This window comes from Pseudolabrys sp. Root1462, from assembly GCF_001426945.1.
Lineage (GTDB): Bacteria > Pseudomonadota > Alphaproteobacteria > Rhizobiales > Xanthobacteraceae > Pseudolabrys.
The window spans coordinates 2,690,046-2,708,558 of sequence record NZ_LMFS01000001.1 but is presented as its reverse complement, the minus strand read 5'-3'; the positions used below and the strand labels follow the sequence as shown (position 1 = coordinate 2,708,558).

Annotated in this window: 21 protein-coding genes and 1 pseudogene; 16 read left to right on the top strand and 6 right to left on the bottom strand. The window is 65.3% G+C overall.

Annotated features, from left to right (window positions below):
• Positions 1 to 19: 19 nt before the first annotated feature.
• Positions 20 to 1,540, top strand: coding sequence for an MDR family MFS transporter (locus ASD45_RS13080; protein WP_200949674.1), 1,521 nt, complete (start codon positions 20 to 22; stop codon positions 1,538 to 1,540).
• On the opposite strand, the gene ASD45_RS13075 is transcribed toward ASD45_RS13080, so the two are convergent.
• Together ASD45_RS13075 and ASD45_RS23495 are read right to left on the bottom strand one after the other, a co-directional pair.
• The gene (locus ASD45_RS13075; RefSeq protein ID WP_162249421.1) at positions 1,537 to 4,881 is read right to left on the bottom strand and encodes a PAS domain-containing protein; all 3,345 of its coding nucleotides are present in this window, start codon (positions 4,879 to 4,881) and stop codon (positions 1,537 to 1,539) included. The genes ASD45_RS13080 and ASD45_RS13075 overlap by 4 nt on opposite strands.
• Before the next feature lie 206 nt (positions 4,882 to 5,087).
• Positions 5,088 to 5,381, bottom strand: a complete 294-nt coding sequence (locus tag ASD45_RS23495) for a hypothetical protein (RefSeq protein WP_156380833.1) — start codon at positions 5,379 to 5,381, stop codon at positions 5,088 to 5,090.
• Between the two features lie 122 nt (positions 5,382 to 5,503).
• Between ASD45_RS23495 and ASD45_RS13070 the strand changes: the two genes are divergently transcribed.
• Positions 5,504 to 5,917, top strand: a complete 414-nt coding sequence (locus ASD45_RS13070) for a helix-turn-helix domain-containing protein (protein WP_056911879.1) — start codon at positions 5,504 to 5,506, stop codon at positions 5,915 to 5,917.
• 228 nt (positions 5,918 to 6,145) lie between these two features.
• Entirely contained in the window at positions 6,146 to 6,391 is a 246-nt protein-coding gene (locus tag ASD45_RS13065) for a hypothetical protein (RefSeq protein ID WP_056911878.1), read from the top strand.
• Positions 6,392 to 6,405: 14 nt separating this feature from the next.
• Here ASD45_RS13065 and ASD45_RS13060 read toward each other — a convergent pair whose 3' ends face one another.
• On the bottom strand, positions 6,406 to 7,626 hold the full coding sequence (locus ASD45_RS13060; protein ID WP_056911877.1) for an amino acid permease: 1,221 nt from the start codon (positions 7,624 to 7,626) through the stop codon (positions 6,406 to 6,408).
• Positions 7,627 to 7,697: 71 nt separating this feature from the next.
• The gene (locus tag ASD45_RS13055; protein WP_056911876.1) at positions 7,698 to 7,970 is read right to left on the bottom strand and encodes a PilZ domain-containing protein; all 273 of its coding nucleotides are present in this window, start codon (positions 7,968 to 7,970) and stop codon (positions 7,698 to 7,700) included.
• 171 nt (positions 7,971 to 8,141) lie between these two features.
• Between ASD45_RS13055 and ASD45_RS23490 the strand changes: the two genes are divergently transcribed.
• The 13 genes and pseudogenes from ASD45_RS23490 (at position 8,142) to ASD45_RS12995 (ending at position 16,699) form a co-directional block, all read left to right on the top strand.
• The gene (locus ASD45_RS23490; RefSeq protein WP_156380832.1) at positions 8,142 to 8,267 is read left to right on the top strand and encodes a peptidylprolyl isomerase; all 126 of its coding nucleotides are present in this window, start codon (positions 8,142 to 8,144) and stop codon (positions 8,265 to 8,267) included.
• A 350-nt stretch (positions 8,268 to 8,617) separates the two neighbouring features.
• On the top strand, positions 8,618 to 8,767 hold the full coding sequence (locus tag ASD45_RS23805) for a hypothetical protein (RefSeq protein WP_164488357.1): 150 nt from the start codon (positions 8,618 to 8,620) through the stop codon (positions 8,765 to 8,767).
• A gap of 87 nt (positions 8,768 to 8,854) precedes the next feature.
• Positions 8,855 to 9,502: a hypothetical protein gene (locus ASD45_RS13045; RefSeq protein ID WP_056911874.1), complete on the top strand. Its 648-nt coding sequence runs from the start codon at positions 8,855 to 8,857 to the stop codon at positions 9,500 to 9,502.
• Positions 9,417 to 10,718, top strand: coding sequence for a terminase family protein (locus ASD45_RS13040; RefSeq protein ID WP_056911873.1), 1,302 nt, complete (start codon positions 9,417 to 9,419; stop codon positions 10,716 to 10,718). Before ASD45_RS13045 ends, ASD45_RS13040 begins: the two co-directional genes overlap by 86 nt.
• 897 nt (positions 10,719 to 11,615) lie before the next feature.
• Positions 11,616 to 11,936, top strand: a pseudogene (locus ASD45_RS13035) (hypothetical protein); the annotation flags it as partial.
• Between the two features lie 61 nt (positions 11,937 to 11,997).
• A complete protein-coding gene (locus tag ASD45_RS13030; RefSeq protein WP_056911872.1) occupies positions 11,998 to 13,182 on the top strand; it encodes a phage portal protein in 1,185 nt (394 codons plus the stop codon).
• 107 nt (positions 13,183 to 13,289) lie between these two features.
• Complete coding sequence (locus ASD45_RS13025) at positions 13,290 to 13,883, top strand: DUF4142 domain-containing protein (protein WP_244485350.1); 594 nt, start codon at positions 13,290 to 13,292, stop codon at positions 13,881 to 13,883.
• A gap of 89 nt (positions 13,884 to 13,972) precedes the next feature.
• Entirely contained in the window at positions 13,973 to 14,173 is a 201-nt protein-coding gene (locus tag ASD45_RS13020) for a hypothetical protein (RefSeq protein WP_056911871.1), read from the top strand.
• Complete coding sequence (locus ASD45_RS13015; RefSeq protein WP_056911870.1) at positions 14,173 to 14,358, top strand: hypothetical protein; 186 nt, start codon at positions 14,173 to 14,175, stop codon at positions 14,356 to 14,358. Before ASD45_RS13020 ends, ASD45_RS13015 begins: the two co-directional genes overlap by 1 nt.
• A gap of 192 nt (positions 14,359 to 14,550) precedes the next feature.
• Positions 14,551 to 15,177 (top strand): HK97 family phage prohead protease, encoded by a 627-nt coding sequence (locus ASD45_RS13010; RefSeq protein ID WP_082540815.1) that lies wholly within the window; start codon positions 14,551 to 14,553, stop codon positions 15,175 to 15,177.
• A 4-nt stretch (positions 15,178 to 15,181) separates the two neighbouring features.
• The gene (locus ASD45_RS13005; protein WP_056911869.1) at positions 15,182 to 15,922 is read left to right on the top strand and encodes a hypothetical protein; all 741 of its coding nucleotides are present in this window, start codon (positions 15,182 to 15,184) and stop codon (positions 15,920 to 15,922) included.
• Complete coding sequence (locus ASD45_RS13000) at positions 15,919 to 16,290, top strand: DUF2019 domain-containing protein (RefSeq protein WP_056911868.1); 372 nt, start codon at positions 15,919 to 15,921, stop codon at positions 16,288 to 16,290. Before ASD45_RS13005 ends, ASD45_RS13000 begins: the two co-directional genes overlap by 4 nt.
• 121 nt (positions 16,291 to 16,411) lie before the next feature.
• Positions 16,412 to 16,699, top strand: coding sequence for a hypothetical protein (locus ASD45_RS12995; RefSeq protein WP_162249420.1), 288 nt, complete (start codon positions 16,412 to 16,414; stop codon positions 16,697 to 16,699).
• Positions 16,700 to 16,707: 8 nt separating this feature from the next.
• Here the strand turns inward: ASD45_RS12995 and ASD45_RS12990 are convergent, their stop codons facing one another.
• Positions 16,708 to 17,544 carry a methyltransferase domain-containing protein gene (locus ASD45_RS12990; protein ID WP_056911866.1) on the bottom strand — a complete coding sequence of 279 codons (837 nt, stop codon included), beginning with the start codon at positions 17,542 to 17,544 and terminating at the stop codon, positions 16,708 to 16,710.
• A 97-nt stretch (positions 17,545 to 17,641) separates the two neighbouring features.
• A complete protein-coding gene (locus ASD45_RS12985) occupies positions 17,642 to 18,427 on the bottom strand; it encodes a hypothetical protein (protein WP_056911865.1) in 786 nt (261 codons plus the stop codon).
• Positions 18,428 to 18,513: the final 86 nt, after the last annotated feature.

The following is an 18,513-nucleotide window of genomic DNA, read 5'->3' as shown; positions in this document are numbered from 1 at the left end:
CAAGGCATGTCCGCGCCTCATGTCGAACCGCGAACCAACCGCCGATCTGGAACCGCGTCCGGCCGCGGCGGCGCAGGCGCCGGCGCCGCCGGCCTTGCCGCACGCCGTGATCATGCAGATCGTGGCCGGCATTGCGCTCGCCATGTTTCTCGGCGCGCTCGACCAGACCATCGTCGCCACCGCGCTGCCGACCATCGGCCGGCATTTCGGCAATATCGACGATCTGCCCTGGGTGGTGACGGTCTATCTGCTCACCGGCACGGCGACGACGCCGCTGCTCGGCAAGCTGTCCGACATTCACGGCCGGCGCATGGTGATGCTCGGCGCCATCGCCATGTTCGTCATCGGCTCGATCGCCTGCGCGCTGGCGCCCAGCATGATGGCGCTGATCGTCGCGCGCGGCGTGCAGGGCCTCGGCGGCGGCGGCCTCATCGCGCTGGCGCAGACCATCATCGCCGACATCGTGAGCCCGCGCGAACGCGGCCGCTATCAGGGCTATATCGGCGCGGTGTTCGCGCTGTCGTCGGTCGGCGGCCCGGTGCTCGGCGGCTTCCTCACCGAACATCTCGACTGGTCGCTGATCTTCTGGATCAACCTGCCGCTCGGCGCCGCGGCGCTCGCCATGTGCTGGCGCGTGCTCAAGCTGGTGCCGTTCCACAAGCGCGATCACCAGCTCGACATCATCGGCGCGGTGCTCATGATGCTGGCCTCGGTGGCGCTGCTGCTGGCGCTGTCGTGGGGCGGGCGGCTTTATCCGTGGCTCTCGGGCGCGATCGTCGGGCTGTTCGTGCTGTCGGCGCTGCTGTGGGCCGCCTTCGCCTGGCGGCTCAGGACCGCGGCCGAACCGTTCCTGCCGCTCGCCGTGCTCGGCAACAAGGTGGTGCGCGCCGCGGCGCTGGCGGGCGCCTGCAACATGGCGACGCTGATCGGCATGACCATCTTCGTGCCGCTGTATTTCGAGGTGGTGGTGCATCTGTCGGCAACACAATCCGGCCTCGGCCTCATCCCGATGATGACCGCGGTGGTGGTGGCCGCCACGCTGACCGGGCGGGCGCTGATGCGGGTCGAGCGCTACAAGCGCATTCCGATGATCGGCACCTCGTGCGGCATCGCCGCGCTGATCCCGCTGGCGATCGCGCCAGCCGGGCTGCCGCTGCCGCTGGTGATCCTGCTGCAGACGATCGTGGGCTTCAGCATCGGCACGGTGTTTCCGATCTCGACGGTGTGCATGCAGAACGCGGTCGAGCGCTCGCAGATGGGCGTCGCCACCGGCGCCGCCAACTTCTTCCGCGCGCTGTTCTCATCGCTGGTGGTGGCGATCCTCGGCGCCATCGTGCTCGGCGGCCTCAACGGCTCGACCGGCATGCAGATGGAGATGCTGGCGCGCTCGGCCTCGGCGGCGCAGCTCGCTCACGCATTCCGCCTGGTGTTCATCGCCTGCGCGGTGGTGCTGGTCTGCGGTCTGGTGTTTCTCATCATCCTCGAGGAGCGGCCGCTGCGCGGCCCCGCCGCCGCCGCGGCGCCGTCGATCGAGCACTAGGTCGCCAGCGCGGCCTCGAGCGCCTGGCCGAGGCTCTGCATGTGGAACGGCTTTTCCAAAAAGCCGATGTTCTGCTGGCTGAGCCACTTGCGGTGCTTCTGCGACGGCTCGTAGCCGGACATGCACAGCACGCCGATCCGCGGCCGCGCCAGCATCGCTTCCTTGACCAGCGATACGCCGTCGAGTCCGCTCGGCAGGACGATGTCGGTGAGCAGGATGTCGAACATGGCGGGCGAGGCGATCAGGTCGATCGCCTCCATGCCGTTGGCGGCGGTCTGCACCCGGTAGCCGAGATGGCGCAGTTGCGCGGTGATGACGATGCGGACATCGGCGTCGTCCTCGACCAGCAGCACGGTCTTCTCGCGGCGCGTGCCGGCCTGGCCGACGGCGCCGTCGCTGTGCTCGGTCTGCGTATCGGCCGCCGCGATGCGCGGCAGCCGCAAGGTGACCGCGGTGCCTTTATCGGGCTCGCTCTCGATCACCAGCAGGCCGCCGGACTGCTCGATGAAGCCCTGCACCATGCTGAGGCCGAGGCCGCTGCCGAGGCCGTCGGACTTGGTGGTGAAGAACGGCTCGGTGGCGCGGCGGCGGATCGACTCGGTCATGCCGACGCCGGTGTCGCGGATGACGATGCGCACTTCCTCGGCGGTCGGCCAGCGCGCCGTCTTGGCCAGCGCCGGATCGCACGGCTGGCACTCGGTCGCGATCGTCATCTGCCCGCCTTCGGCCATGGCATCGCGCGCGTTGAGCGCGAGATTGAGCAGGGCGTTGGCGAGCTGATTGCGGTCGACCGAGATCACCGCGCCGCTGGCGTTGAGTTGCGTGACGATGTCGATGTTGTCGCCCAGCGTCCGCTGCAGCAGGCGCAGCGTGTCGAGCACCATCTGGTCGATCAGTGTCGGCTCGGCGCGCGACGGCGTCTGCCGGGAGAAGGCCAGCAACCGGCGCACCAGCTCGCGGCCGCGCCGGGTCGCGCGCAGCGCCGCATCGAGCAGTTCCGGGTCGGCCGTCAGGCCGCGCGCCGCGGAGCGATCGACGAATTCGAGGCTGCCGCCGATGACCGACAACAGATTGTTGAAGTCGTGGGCGATGCCGGCGGTCAGCTGGCCGACCGCCTCCATCTTCTGCATCTGGCCGAGCGTCATCTGCGCTTCTTCGCGGCGGCGAATTTCCTGCGCCAGCTCGTTGGTGCGCTCGCTGACGCGGGCTTCCAGTTCCTGGTTGGCGCGGGCGAGAAATTCCTCGGCGCGGCGGCGCAAGGTGACGTCCTGCAGCGTGCCGAACAGCCCGGTGATGGCGCCGTCCGTGCCACGCACCGCCTGCATCCAGACGTCGAGGTCGATGATCGCACCGTCGGAGCGGCGGACGCGGATGACGAAATTGGGAATCTCACGGCCGGCGACGATGTCCTCGACGGCGCGCTTCAGGGAAGGCCGGTCTTCCGGCAGCACCAACTGAATGAAGGCCCGCTCGCTCGGGACATAGGACTCCGGCGAATAGCCGAAGATCGCATAGACGCCCTCCGACCAGACCAGCGTGTCGGCCTGAAGGCCGCTCTTGAAATGGCCGAGCAACGCGAGCCGCTCGGCGCGCGCCAGATTGTCCCGGCTTTCCTTGAGATCGAGTTCTGCGAGCTTGCGGGCCGTCACATCCTGCACCGAACCGTGCATTCCGGTCACGGTGTCGTCGCCGGCGCGCGTCGCCTCCAGCCACGTCTCGACATAAATCATCCGGCCATCGTCCCGGACGCCGCGCAGCGTCATCGAGTGCGCCGCGCCGCCGGACAAGATGTGTTCGCGTTGCTGCAGCAGGATCGGGCGGTCTTCGGGCGTGATGAATTCGGGCGCCGCCTGAAACGTCGCCATGAAGCCGGAGGGCGACTTGCCGAAGATTCGATAGAGACCTTCCGACCAGGTGTATTCGCCGGTGGCCTTCACATAACGGAAGTGGCCGAGTTGAGCGGTGGTTTCAGCGCGCCCCAGGTTGGCGTGGCTTTCCTTGAGCGAGGCCTCCGCCAGCTTGCGGTCGGTAATATCGGTGAGGGTGCCGAGCATACGTGTCGGCTTGCCGTTTTCGTCGCGCTGGGCCTTGCCGCGGCTCTGTATCCAGCGGTACTCGCCGTTCTTGCCCTGAAGCCGAAACTCGACGAGATAGGGCACATCGTCGGCCAGGTGCGCGTTCATGGCGGCGTCGACGGCGGCACGATCGTCGGGATGGATCAGTTCCTTCAACGCGGCCATGCTGGTTGGCGCGTCGTCGTCGCTGAAGCCGAGAAGCTGTTTCCAGTGCGGCGAGCGGTAGCAAACGTCGCTGCCGATATCCCAATCCCAGATGCCTTCGTTCACGGCGTCTTCGACCAGCCGATAGCGTTGCTCGCTTTTGCGAAGGTCGTCCTGGGCGGCGATTATCTCGGTCGCGGCGGCGCTGAGCTTCCTGGTGCGCGCCGCGCCCCATCTGACGCCGATCAGAACCAAGACGGTGCCGACAAGCGCGATCGCCCAGTAGATCATCGCCTGCTTGTTGGCGTGCCGGAAAATCTCCGCCTCGGTCGTGGTGACGGTGGCGACCATGGGAAAGTTGCCGATCACCCGGAAGGACACCAGGCGGCGGACATTGTCGTACATGCCGGCGGTGCTCCAGAAATGACCGCTGGACGCGCTGAGGCTGTAAGCCAGCACACCGGTGCCGGCGGCTAATTGTTTGCCGATAGCATCGACGTCGATGCTGCCTTGGATCGCGCGGGCTCGCACGACGCCGTCGGAGCCAATCAGGCCGGAGGTGCCGAGCGGGCCGAGGTCGAGGTCTGCACCGACGCGCGTCAGCACTTTGGAGTCGAGCACGGCAGCAACGACACCGCCGAAGCTGCCATCGGCATGGGTCAGTCGTCGCGTCAAAAAAACGAGCAGCGGCCCGTTGGCGCCGAACTTGTGCGGCGGGCTTATCAGCAGTTCGTCGTCGCGATCGCTCTTCTGACGCTGAAAACTGTCGGGATCCGGAAACTCCTTGCCGATGAGCCGGCTGTCGTCGGCGAAGGTCGCTGCGATGACGCGGCCTTGGGCGTCGGTCACGATGTAACGGTTGTCCAAGCCAGTGCGCGACGCCTGACCGTCAAACAGGCTTTTGAGATCGATCGTTGACGGTGCCGCCAAATAAACGTGGCGGACGACGAGCAGGGCTGAATCGGTGCTCTGCAGGATGTGGGCGTAAGCCTGATCGATGATGCGGACCAGGTTGTCGCCGTGCCTGACCGCGTTCGCTACCGCTTCTTTTCTGTCGCTGACGATCAGAACGCCGAGCATCAAATAGATGACGGCGAGCATGCCGATGCCGAGCAGGGTCACGGGCTGCGCCCACGAGCGCAACCGTAGTCCGGTTGCGATGCGTGCTAACAATTTCAACGTTCTTTGATAGCGCTCGACACGTCGCTTCGGGACGGCCGAAAGCGCCATCGGTTGGTCAGTCACGGCGTGGGGCCTCCGCGGGCAAATCATTGGCCCACGGCGATAATTTACATTGTCGGCCCTGCGGCAGGTGAAGCAGGGCGGAGTTATGCACATTCTTTGATCGCTATTACATAGCGCGGGCGGCGACCTGTGAGTGCATCCGGCAAGAATACGATCGGCCAAAGGTATGGCCGTAAGCAGCTCAAAAACTGTGCTGCGGCGCCGCCGTCATAGTGGTGTGATGTTGCTGTCAGCGCGCCGGCGAATACAGAAAATTTATCGATGAATGCTTGCGGGATGCGGCGGCCGCAGGCGTCCAGTACCTTCTCACATTCATCCGGCAGCTCGGGCTTGAAGCGAATGCCGGCTTCGTCCCAATCAGGTGCAGGGTTGCCCACGGCCCCACCCGGAACGGGGCACACGGCCGAGGCGATGAGGCCGCCGGATCCCGCGCTTGAGCTTTGGCCTCGCTTCCTCTATTTATTAGCCTAAGTACCGATTGGTAACCGAGGATAAATAGATGACCGCTCTGAAAGCTCAAGAACGCGCAAATCCGCTGTCCGGGAACCTGCATGTGGCCGAAGACTGCCGCGCCGTGAGCGAGGTGTTGGCCCGCGTTGGCGACAAGTGGACGGTCCTGGTTGTGTCGACGCTGGGTGACGGACCGAAGCGCTTCAACGAATTGCGGCGCGCGCTGGGCTCGATCTCGCAGCGCATGCTGACGCTGACGCTGCGCGGTCTCGAGCGCGACGGCCTCGTCTCGCGCACGGTATTTCCGACGATTCCGCCGCGCGTCGATTACGAATTGACGACACTCGGCCGTTCGCTGCTCGAGCCGGTGAGCGAACTCGGCCTGTGGGCCCGGCGCAACCGCGTCGCGATCCAGACGGCGCGGATGCGGTTCGACAGCGGCGCCGCCCGGGCCAACGCATAGATTGCGGTCGCGCGATACCGAACCTAACCGTGAATCGATGCGAACCGCGCCCGGCGCTCACGTTAAAAGTGTTGCGACAATTGCGCTCGGTCACGCTTCCGACACCTAGTCAATCTAGACCGCACGTAGTCTAGTAGCTGCAGATGCCGACGGCCGGAATTGCCTTGGGGGGCGCGGCCGGCACGTCGGTCGCCGTCGGTGCAATCTGCTTTCGTGAGAGGGCGTCGCGTGCCGCGTTTCTATTTCCATTTCTCGGACGGCCAGCGACGGTTTTCCGATGACAAGGGTCAGGACCTCAGCGGGCTGACCGCCGTGCGGGCCCACGCCGTGCGTCAGGTGCGCGATCTCAAGGCCGCGATGTGCGATCCCGGCATTCAGGATCTGTCCGGCTGGACCATGACGGTGGTCGACACCACCGACCGCACCGTGTTCGAGATCGGTTTCGACCTCAAACCGCACCGCACCGACGCCTAAGCGCCTTAATGCTGCTAGCCGAGCAGCACGGCCGCCATCATCGCTAAACAACTGACCAATCCGGCCACCGGCATCCACAGCGGCACGCGCACATGCGGGCCCGGCGCGCGCATGCGCCGGTGGCGCACGCGCAGCAGCGACAGATTGACCGAAGCAAACACCGCGAGCGTGGCGAGCGAGGTGCTCTCGGCCAGCCGCTCGAACGGCACCGTCAGCGCCAGCGCGATGGTGGCGGCGACGATGAACGCGGTGGCCAGGACCGGCGTCGCCGTCTTGGCATGCACGCGGCCGGCGAAACGCGGCAGATCGCCCTGGCGCGCCATGCCATAGACGACGCGCGCGGCCATCGTCATCTGCGCCAGGATGGTGTTGAGCGTCGCGACGATGGCGATCACCGTGATGGTGGCCGGGCTGAGGCCGGCGACGGCGCGAAACACCAGGCTCAGCGGCGCCGTCGAATGCGCCAGCTCGGCCGGCGCCACGGCGGTGACGGCGATGGCGGCGACCGCGAGATAGAGCGTCGTCGAGATCGCCAGCGTCAGTATCATGGCGCGGGGAATGGTGCGTTCCGGGGCTTTTGCTTCCTCAACCACATTGGCGAGATCCTCAAAGCCGATGAAGGCGAAGAAGGCGAGCAGGCTGGCATAGAACACGCCGGACCAGGCCTGCGGCGCAAGCGGTGGCATTTCGATGAGCGTGTCGAGGAACGGCACGCCGCCGTAAATCGCGGCAGCGACGATGATGACGAGGCCGCCGGCTTCGATCAGCGTGAACAGACTGGCGAGCAGCACCGATTCCAGAATGCCCCAGGCCGCGACGGCGCCGAGCACGATCACCACCGCGGCGGCGATGACGCCGCGCGGCCAGTCGATGAATTGGCCGATATAGCCGGCGGCGCCGAGCGATACGGTCGCCGACGAGATGATGCCGATCACGATCGTCAGCAGACCGATGAGCGTGGAGGCGAGGCGCGAATTGAAGGCGGCGCGCACATAGGCGGCTTCGCCGGCGCTGACCGGATAGCGCGTGGCGAGCTCGGCATAGGAACCGACGGTGAAGGCCATGGCGAGGCCGGCGATGACGAAAGACCACGGCGCCGCGCGCCCGGCATGGCCGGCGACGGCGCCGATCAGCACATAGATGCCGGCGCCGATGGTGATGCCGACGCCGTACAGCGTCAGCAGCGGCAGGCCGAGGCGGCGGCGCAGTTCGGGGCGGGGTGCGGCGATCGACATGACGCGCAAGGTAACGACATCCGCCGCCGCGGGTGTTGCGCGAGGTCAATAACCGGCGAGGGAAGGCGGCCTCAGAGCTGCGGCCGCACGAATTCGACGCCGAGTTCGCCGCCGAGGCGCCAGACCACGCGGCACTCGCGCCGCGTATCGATGCCGTCGCCGGACAGCGACAGCAGGAACGTGTCCGGCATCGTGCTGTCGCAATAGAGCCGGGCGCCGCTATCGGAGATGTCGGTGATCATGCAGGAGCGCGGCAGCGCGCCGGGCCCGGTGTGAAATTGCGCGACACGGTTGATGGCGTGGCGCGGCGTCTTGCGCCGTTCTTTGAGTTTCGGTCGAAGCATCAGCCTACCCAGAGGGAATAAGACAAGCTTAGCGGCCGTTTACTGAAGGGGATTTAAGCGGTTCCAGCGTATTTGAATGAAGTTCGGCCGCAGGACATGGCCTGGCGGCGGGGCCGGGCCGGCCCGGCGGCGCGGCTAGGCGCGGGCGGCGGGATCGACTAGGCTGCGGCCATGACGCACCGGCTTTTCGCGATCTCGTGCCTCGTCCTGCTCGGCCTGTCGCTCGGCGGCTGCACCAAATGCGGCTGGATCTGGGATGACGGGCCGAAGTCATGCCGCAGCGACCGCGTGCAATAGGCGGCGTGCCGGCACGCCGCGCGGGCGGGCGGCGAAAAATTTTTTGCCGATTATTTTTGAAAAATTTTGGGCGCCGGGGCTTCGCGAGCGCGCGCAAACGCATCTAACCGCCCGTGCCGGCTCGTCTTTTTCGCGCCGATAGGAAAGTTAAAAAACCTAGGAATACATGCTTGACAGCGTGACGCTGCTCGGCTATGTTCCGGGCATGCTCCACACCTGCGGGCGGAGAGAAGCGGTTCCGGCTCTGGGCATGGAACAGCCATCGCCGCCTCGCGTTGATCCCGGGAACTGCCGCCCCCATGCGGCGGACGACATCGATCAAGGTTTTGATCAAGGTTTGGAGAGACAGCATGGCCGTACGCGAGAATGATCACGTCGTGCAAACTGCGACAGAAGCGCGGGCCGGCGCCACCGGCCATAACGTGCGCATGGTGCTGGGGTTGAGCCTGTTCGGCGTCGCGGTGTTGTTCGCGATCGTGTTCCTCTACTTCTTCCACTGACGCACGGCTGCCGCAGGCAGCCCGCGACATCTCGAGTTTTACGAACGCGCCGGTTCCGCCGGCGCGTTTTTTATTGGGGGAGGGCGCATGGCGGACAGTCAGATTTCTTCCGAAGTGCTGGCCGAGGCCAAGCGGCTCTACGAGCAGACGCTGGCGCCGGTTGCGGACATCGCCCTGATGATGGGCATCTCGACGACCCACTTCTACCGGATCTCGCGCCGCGAGGGCTGGCGCGGCCGCCGCGCCAAGAAGGCGGCAGGCCACTTTGCCCGCGCGATCAGCGAAGCCGGCGCGGCGGCGCTCATCGCCATGCCGACCGCGCCGGCCGATCAGCCGCGCGCGCCCATCGAGCCGGTCCCGCCACCCGCCACCGACGCGCAGCGCCTGCTGCTGGCGCAGAAGCTGCAGCAGACGATCGGCGGGCAGCTCGATGCCATCAACCACATCAACAGACTGGTCGCCGAACAATCGCAGCTCGGGGAGAGCGCCCGCGCCATCGCCGCCGTATCGCGCTCGCTGCGCGACACCCACGATCTGATCCAGCCGCACGAACGCGACAACAAGCCCGATGACAGCGCCGATGAGCCTTTCCCCTACGACGTCGAACAGTTCCGTTGCGAGCTTGCACGCGCACTTCGAGCAGTTCTCGATGAACGGCGAGGCGGAGCTGCACAGCAATCTGAGCAGCCTGTTCGGGAAGCTGAGCGGCCGCGGGCTCGAGAAGCTGAGGACTGACTTCGGCATCTACGCGCTGGCGCATCAACGCACGCCGGAGGCCGGCAACAACGGCGCGCCGTGGTCGAGCTGGCTCATTCTCGGCGGCCGCGGCGCCGGCAAGACGCGCGCCGGCGCCGAGTGGGTGCGGCACGTCGCCTGCAACGATCGAGGCGCGCGCATCGCGCTGGTCGGCGAAACCGAGCACGACGTGCGCACCGTGATGGTGGAGGGCGTCTCCGGCCTGCTCAGCGTGCACCCGAGCTGGGAGCGGCCGCAGTGGCAACCGACGTTGCGTCGTCTCGCATGGAAGAACGGCGCGATCGCGGAAATCTTCTCGGCGGAGAATTACGAAGGCCTGCGCGGTCCGCAATTTTCCGCCGCGTGGTGCGACGAGCTCGCCAAGTGGCGTCATGCCGAAGCAACCTTTGACATGCTGCAGTTCGGACTGCGCCTTGGCGCGCGGCCGCGGCAGGTGATCACCACCACGCCGCGGCCGATCGCACTCATCAAGAAACTGATCGCCGATCCGGGCACGGCGCTGACGCGCGCCGGGACCGTCGCCAACGCCTTCAATCTGGCGCCGTCCTTCGTCGAGCAGGTGCTGACGCGCTATGGCGGCACGCGGCTCGGCCGCCAGGAGCTCGACGGCGAGATCATCGAGGAACGCGCCGACGCGCTATGGACGCGCGCCGGGCTGGAGAGCTGCCGCGTCGCGGCGGCGCCGCCACTCACGCGCATCGTCGTCGCGATCGATCCGCCGGCGTCCGCCAAGAAAGGCGCCGACGCCTGCGGCATGGTGGCCGCCGGCCGCGCCGCCGACGGCACGATCTATGTCATCGAGGATGCCAGCGTCACCGGGCTGACACCGCAGGCCTGGGCGATGAAGGCGGTGGCGCTGTGGCGAAGATTGCAGGCCGACTGCCTGATCGCCGAAGTCAACCAGGGCGGCGACATGGTGGCGGCGGTGATCAAGGAGGCCGACCGCGAGGTGCCGGTGGTGATGAAGCGCGCGACGCGCGGCAAGTATCATCGCGCCGAGCCGGTGTCGCAGCTCTATGAGCAGGGCCGCGTCCGCCATGTCGGCGCGTTTCCGGCGCTCGAGGACGAGATGTGCGACTTCGGCATCGAAGGTCTGTCGTCGGGGCGCTCACCGGATCGTCTCGACGCGCTGGTCTGGGCCGTGAGCGCGCTGACCTTCGCGGCGCGCGCCGAGCCGCGGATACGAAGTTTGTAAAGTGCCGAACACGAAAGCTGAGGCTAACGGCGCGTTTCGATGGGCGATACGGTCGCTCATTCTCGCCGTTACAGATGTTCACTGCGCGGGACGTGAAATATCTCCAGCGCGCCTCTTCGCATGACGTGTGAAGCGCGGCGATTACCACCATAGCGATTCAAATCGCGCCGTGGATCGCATTATCAATTCAGCTATGCGTATTTTGTCACAAGGCGCGCTCGGCAATGAATATGGCCGTGCGGGGCCGATAACGGCAACAATGTGTCGCGTAATGCGCGAAATGACCCTGTAAATCCGGCGAATCCGGCGAGTTGTTTATTCGTGTTGTTTAATCCTGGGACACAATTGTTAAAAACGCGGTCTCGGCCGCCGGACTTAAGCTTAAGCCGCGCTTTAGCTTGTCATTGTTTGGTCACATTGAAACGGTGGAGGGGGCATCTACCCACGGTGCGGCACTCGTTAACGCCGCTTCCTTCATCTGCGGCGTCAATGCCGCTTTCAAGACAGGTGATCAGAATATTGAAACGAGCTGCACTCGCGATCTTGACGATCGCTTCGATTTCGGCGGCGGCGACGAGCGCCGACGCCAGACCGAAACATCGCCACCACACGCAAGCGTCAGCGCAGGTTGTCTGCGACGCACGTGGTTGTTCAGATAACCCGATGGCCGCGCAAGCTTCGCCCGGCCTGGAGCGGAGAACCGCCGAAGTTCGTGAAACGCCCGCGCGCCGCGGGCATCGCACCCGGCATTCCCGGGCGCAGGCTCGGGCGCAAGTCACCTGCGGCGTTCAAGGTTGCACGGATAATGCAACGGCCGCGCAGGCGACCGCGGCAAACGTGGACACGCAGGGCAACGCCACGCCTGGCAGAACGCGCACTGTCGATGCCAATGGCAACGGCGTGATCCTGGGCAGCCGTCCGTCGGGATGTCCGCACCGCTTCTGCGGCTGCGAGGCATCGCTCTACGTGTTCGGCAGCATCAAGCCGGAGCTCAATCTTGCCGCCAACTGGGTGCGCAAGTTCCCGCGGACTTCGCCGGGACCCGGCATGGTCGCGGCGCGTTCGGGTCATGTCTTCGTGCTGATCAACCAGGTCAGCGGCAACGAGTGGCTGGTCCACGACGGCAATTCCGGCGGCGGCAAGACCCGTCAGCATGTTCGCTCGATCGCGGGCTATGCCATCGTCAATCCGCACGCCTCGAACTACGCGGCCAACTGACGCCTGACGCGACCCGCATCACCAAGAAGAGGAGCCCGCCTTCACCGGCGGGCTTTTTTTTATGCTCGACACCATGAAGAGACTGCTTCGCCCCGCGGAGCAGAAGACAACGCGCATCGGCCGGCTGATCGCGCTGGAGAGCGGCGGCCGCGCCCGCTGGACACCGCGCGATTACGCCTCGCTCGCCCGCGAGGGTTATACCCGCAACGCCATCGTGCATCGCGCGGTGCGGCTGACCGCGGAAGCGGTCGGCGGCGTAGCGTTCGTGTTGCATGACGGCGCCGAGGAGCTGACCGCGCATCCGTTGATCGATCTGCTGACGCGGCCCAATCCGCGCCAGGACGGTCCCGGCTTTCTCGAGGCCATCGCCGTCCATCTGATGCTGTCCGGCAATGCCTATGTCGAAGCGGTGCGGGCCGGCGGCGAGGGCGCCCCGCGCGAACTCTACGCGCTGCGGCCCGACCGCATGAAAGTGGTGCCGGGACCGAAAGGCTGGCCGGCGGCGTTCGACTACACCGTGACGGGACAGACGGTGCGCTTTGCGCAGGAGGGGGCCCCGCCGCCGATCCTGCACCTGACCTTGTTCAATCCGCTCGACGACTATTACGGCCTCAGCCCGCTGGAAGCGGCGGCGACCGCGGTCGATACCCATAACGCCGCGGCCGGCTGGAACAAGGCGCTGCTCGACAATGCGGCGCGGCCCTCCGGCGCGCTGGTCTATGCCGGCGCCGACGGCACGGTGCTGTCGGACGCGCAGTTCGAACGGCTGAAGACCGAACTGTCGGAGAATTACCAGGGCGCGGCCAATGCCGGGCGGCCTTTGGTGCTCGAGGGCGGCCTCGACTGGAAGGCGATGTCGCTGTCGCCGAAGGACATGGATTTCATGGAGGCCAAGCACTCGGCGGCGCGCGAGATCGCGCTGGCCTTCGGCGTGCCGCCGATGCTGCTCGCGATCCCTGGCGACAACACCTACTCGAATTATGCGGAAGCCAACCGGGTGTTCTACCGGCAGAGCGTGCTGCCGCTGGCTAACCGTATCGGCGCCGCGCTGGCGCAATGGCTGGCGCCGGGCTTCGGCACCGCGCCGCTGACGCTCGCCGTCGACACCGATCGCATCGAGGCGCTGAGCGCCGACCGCAGCGCACTGTGGGAGCGCGTCACCAAGGCGCCCTTCCTCAGCGTCAACGAGAAACGCGCCGCCACCGGCTATGGCGCGATCGAAGGTGGAGACGTTTTAATGTCGTAAGACGAAGCGGAACAGGAACAACCAGCCCTGCGGCGCCGTTCTATGGGTAGAGCTTTGCGCGCACACGGTGCGCCGAGCCGAACCATTCCATGGAACCGAGGTAGATCATGAACAGGAAACCGATGCTCGCGATCGGCGTTGCCGCCGTATTCGCGCTCGCCGCCGGCGCTGCACAGGCGCAGACCAATTCGAGCGGCGCCAGTGGCACCGCCGCGCAGACCCAGGCGAACGCCGGTAAGGCCAGCAAGGCCGACCAGGCATTCCTCAAAGAGGCGGTGCAGGGCGACATGACCGAGGTCAAGATGGGCGAACTCGCCCAGCAGAAGGGCCAGAGCGACAGCGTCAAGACCTTCGGCGAAACCTTGCAGAAGGATCACGGCGACCACCTCAAGAAGCTGCAGGCGATGGCGCAGCAGATGGGCGCGCAGGCGCCGAGCGAACCGAGCGCCAAGCAGCAGGCCGACTACGACAAGCTCGCCAAGCTGTCGGGCGCGAAGTTCGACCGCGAATTCGCCAAGCACATGGTCATGGACCACAAGATGGACATTTCCAAGTATCAGGCCGAAGCCAAGAAGACCGGCCCGCTTGCCGAACTCGCCAAGGAGACCGTGCCGACCCTGCAGAAGCATCTGCAGATGGCGCAGTCGCTCGACAAGCCGGCGGCCACCACTGGCGCCGGCGGCAGCGGCAAGATGCACTAACGCCAGCTACGTTCCCGCGCCTGCGGGAACTGGACTGACAAGCTCAACCCGTCGCGGGAAACCGCGGCGGGTTTTGTTTTGGGGCGGCGATGGACGAACTGATCACGATCTTCAATACGCGCGGCGATCTCGCGCACGTGGCGCTGCTGCTGTGGGCGCTGTCGGCCACGGCGCTCGCCTGGTTCAGTTTGCGCGAACTGGCGGCGGCGAGCCGGCGCTTCGACGATTTCGTGCGCGAGCTGGCGCGCTTCAACGAACTCTTTCGCAAACAGCAATCCGGAGGGGACTGATGGACACGCTGCATCATGTGCTGCGCTCGATCTCGCGCGAGAGCAAAAGCGGGGCTTTGAGTCGCCGCGATCATCTCACCGTGTTCCGCGAATTTCTCGATCACCTCGACCGCGCGGCAAAGCGCAAGAGCGCCGCGACCTCGCCGCGTGCGGTGAGGCCCAAGGCGCGGCGGGGCAGGAAGTAGCCCGCCACTCACCACTGCCGCCCCGCAAAAAACGCCGCTCGCCTCATCCTGAGGAGCATCGCGCCAGCGATGCGTCTCGAAGGATGGGCAGCCCATGGTTCGAGATGCGTTGCCGTAGCGCGTCGAAGATGCGCGTCTGCGCGCTTACGGCAACGCCCCTCACCATGAGGCCGAGCGGGTGAAGGATGAATCATGCTCGCACTCACCCAGGACCCCACCATCGCCTCGGTGTTCGCGCCGAAGACGCGCATCCACGAGGATGGCACGGTGGAAGGCTACGCCTCGCTGTTCGGCGCCATCGACCAGGCGCACGACATGGTGATGCGCGGCGCCTTCGCGCAGACCTTGCGGCAGAGACCGGTGCAGCGCGTGCCGATGCTGTTCCAGCACGATCCGGCCGAACCGGTCGGCGTCTGGCTCGAACTGCGCGAGGACCATCGCGGGCTCTACGCGCGCGGCCGGCTCATTCCCGAAGTGGCGCGCGGCCGCGAATTGCTGGCGCTGCTCCGCGCCGGCGCCATCGACGGGCTGTCGATCGGCTTCCGCACGGTGAAGGGCCGCATCGATCCGCGGACGCGGGTGCGCTCGCTCATCGCCGTCGACCTCTGGGAAATCTCCATCGTCACGTTCCCGCTGCTGGCGGGCGCGCGCGTGCATGCGGTGAAGGACGCATCCTCCCGGCGGCCGTCATTCGCGCGCACGCGCGCGGAAGCCGAATGGCGCGCGACGGTGGGCGAAGAAAGCGCGAAGCCCGTTGTATCGCTGCGGACGCTGGCGCCGCCGCGCATCGAACGCCTGCGCCGAAGGCGGGCGGGGTGATGCGATGCGCTCTGAGATCGTCGAACTGGAATGGCGACGCCGGCAGGCGCTGAACACGATCGCATGCGCGCTGAGCGAACTGAAATGCCTCGTCGCGGAGACGCGGCTTGAGATCGCGATGCGGCGATACGACCGTGCGCTTCGGTTTGCCTTCAAGGCCGGTTACCGACCCGACCAACCGCGGGTGCCGAAAGGCAATCCCGACGGCGGGAAATGGACGGCTGAAGGCGACGGCTCGGGTGATCCCAAGCCAGGCAAAGAGGGGTCCTCGGATAAAACAGGAAGTTCGGGCGAGAGGCCACCGACGTCGCGCGAGCGGACTTCAATCTTGAGAGAAGTCGCGCGCCGGATCCAGCAGACCGGGAGGACCATTGAATTCTTCGCCGGAGCCGCGAAATGGATCCAGGTCTATTCGGCGGATGTCACCGCCTATAACGATCCGCCGAAGTCGCTCGAAGAACTACAGCAAGCTGCTTCGACGCCAGCGCCGGGATATGATATTCATCACATCGTCGAGCAGACCCAGGCCGAGCAGGATGGGTTTCCTCGAGAAGTGATTGACGACCCCAACAATCTGGTGCGCGTGCCGCGGCTGAAGCACCAAGAGATCAACGCGTGGTATCAGACCAAGAACGATGATTATGGTGGATTGTCGCCAAGAGAGTATCTCCAAGGACGCAATTGGGCGGTGCGAAGAGCGGTCGGATTGGAAGCTCTCAAGAGATCTAAGGTCTTGGAGCCATGACGCGAACAAAGCTGGCCAGTATGAGCGTTCCCCAACTGGTCGAACTATTTACAGCGATTGGTCTGAATCAATACACCGCCAGAATGGGCGACGACATTGCGAAGTATAATCGTCTATTTGATGAGATGACCCTTGTCGTGGGCGAGTTACAAAGGCGTGCAGGCGATCAGCGGTCTGCATTGATCAAGCTCTACGATCATCCAAACATCCAAGTCCGATTGGCGGCGGCAAAAAAGACACTTGCGCTTGCTCCTTCTCAAGCGCGTCAATTGATTGAAGCTGTCGCAGGCTCGGGGCAGCCTGTTTACGCCGGCGACGCAGGCATGTGCCTTTGGGCCTTGGACCAAGGAATCTTCAAGCCCGCATAGTTGGCATTGTTCGAGGGTGTGCCCGAGATCGCCCGTGCCCGCTTGTGGAATTGTCACGCAACCGTCACCGGAAACGTGTGTCGCATCAATGACGCGCCGTTCGCGGCGTTGAGCCGGATCAATGATCGCCGGTGCGATGGCTGACATAAGTATGCTTGGCATTCGCAACTGGGGAGAACCGGCGATGGTCGCGGTCAAGCATATCAAGCGGCGCGAGGAGATTCCCGAAGGCGAGCGGTTCGTGCTCGTCACTTATGGTGAGGCCCTGGGCACGGTCCGCGACGGCGACGGTTATGTCTTCACGGTGCCGCAAACGGCGATGAGCGAACTGTCCTTCACGGCGGTGGTTCATTCCGCCAGGGAAGTCGCCAAACGCGAGAAAATGCCTTTCGTCTATGCGTGCAAGTAACGCGGAGTCTAAGGCTTCACCGCCGCAAAGCGCGCGCCGCCGAGCGTGCCATCGCTGACCAGATCGACGAAGCGGACGTAGCTTTCATAGAACGCGTCGTGGCCCGACGCCGTGCCCGCGGCCTGCGTTTCGCCGCGCAGCTTCTGGTACATCGCCAGGCGGACTTTGAGGATCTCGGCCCAGTCGGCGGTGAGGTCGTCCACCGCCGCGATCGCGAAGCCGGCGGTTTCGATCAGCTTCGTATAACTCGGAATGTCGAAGAGATGGGTCGCGGCCATGCCGGCCCACATCAGATCGGCATCGGCCTGCGACAATGGCCGGTGCGCCACCCAATCGGTGAAGGCGAGGCGGCCGCCGCCTTTGAGAACGCGATGTGCTTCCGCCAGGGTTTTGGCCTTGTCGGGAACATGCAGGAAGGCCTCCTGGCTGACGACGGCATCGACGCTGGCATCGGGTAGCGGCACGTCCAAGACATTGCCTTCGATGACGCGGACGCGGTTGCCGAGACCGGCGAGGGCGGTGAGTTCCGCCGCCCCCCTGACGCGGGCCGGCGTCAGCTCGATGCCGGTGACGTCGGCGCCGTAGCGATGCGCGAGGTAGCGCGCGGGGCCGCCGAGACCGGCGCAAAAATCGGCGACGCGGGTGCCCGGCGTGATGCCGGCGCGCTCCGCCAGCGCGTCGTTGGCGGCAAGGCCGCCGTAGTGATCCTGGTCATGCGGAAACAGGTCGTCCGGCGTGATGCCGGCGAAAGTGCCGCGCGCCGCCAGCAGCTTGGCCTTGATGATCTCGGCCGAGATCGGATGGCGCTCGTAGAAGTCGATTGCCGAACGGATTTCACTGCCCATGCCGATGTCCCTGCTGGCGCCCGTCGGGCTGCTTCAGGACTACAATAGCAAAGTCGACGCTTGAATGAAGGGCCGGGCGGCCGTTCGAAACCGCAGATCATTGCACCGTTATCTTGTAGGTGAATCGCCGTACTTTGCCGTGCTTGAAGTCGACGTCCAGTGCAACCGTGTCTTCGCCTTTGAACGCGTCTTTCGGCTTGTAGAATACACCCACGGCCTCGACAGGTTTGCCGTTGCACGCGGCAAACACGGTATTCGCTGGCCGGTTGATGGGGATCGTTATTGGATCCATGCGATAGTCGCCATGCTGCGGCTTTGTCACGATGCGAACATCCGGAAGTCCACCGGACGTGCAGTCGATGTTGACATAATGCATGGCGCCAAGCCGTGTTTCGTTGCCGGAAAGCACGCTGCTCGCCATGATTTCGCCGGTTTGCGCTTCGCTTTCGCGAGCTCCGTTCCTGGTGACCGTGATGAGATAGGTCACGCGCATCATGCGACCCAGTTTGGTATCGACATCGACGACAATGCGATCCCGACCGACGAACGTCGCGCCGGCCTTGTAGTAGAGACGACTGACTTGGCTCGGCTTGCCCTTGCAGCGCTCTTGATACGTCTTTGAGCTCAGGCCTTGGGGAATAACGACTTGCTCCACGCGCAGCTCTCCATGAGACGGCGCTTCGATCGTCCGCACGTCCGCGGCGGTGGATGTGCAGTCGTTGCGCGCCCAGCCGAACTCGGAGAACAGGGACTCGCTGCCGCTGAAGAGCGTTCGCTCCAGCTCGACTGGCTTGTCCTTTTTGGGCTTCGCCTGGGAAGGGGCTGCGGACACTGCTTGCGCGACAATAACCGCGGCGAGCGCGGCGATGTAAACGTATTTCATTTCGAGGCCCCCGATATTAACGGGCGCAACTATAGGTCGCAGCTTATGAGCAGACAAGCGACCTGAAATGTCGCCGCAGGCGGCGG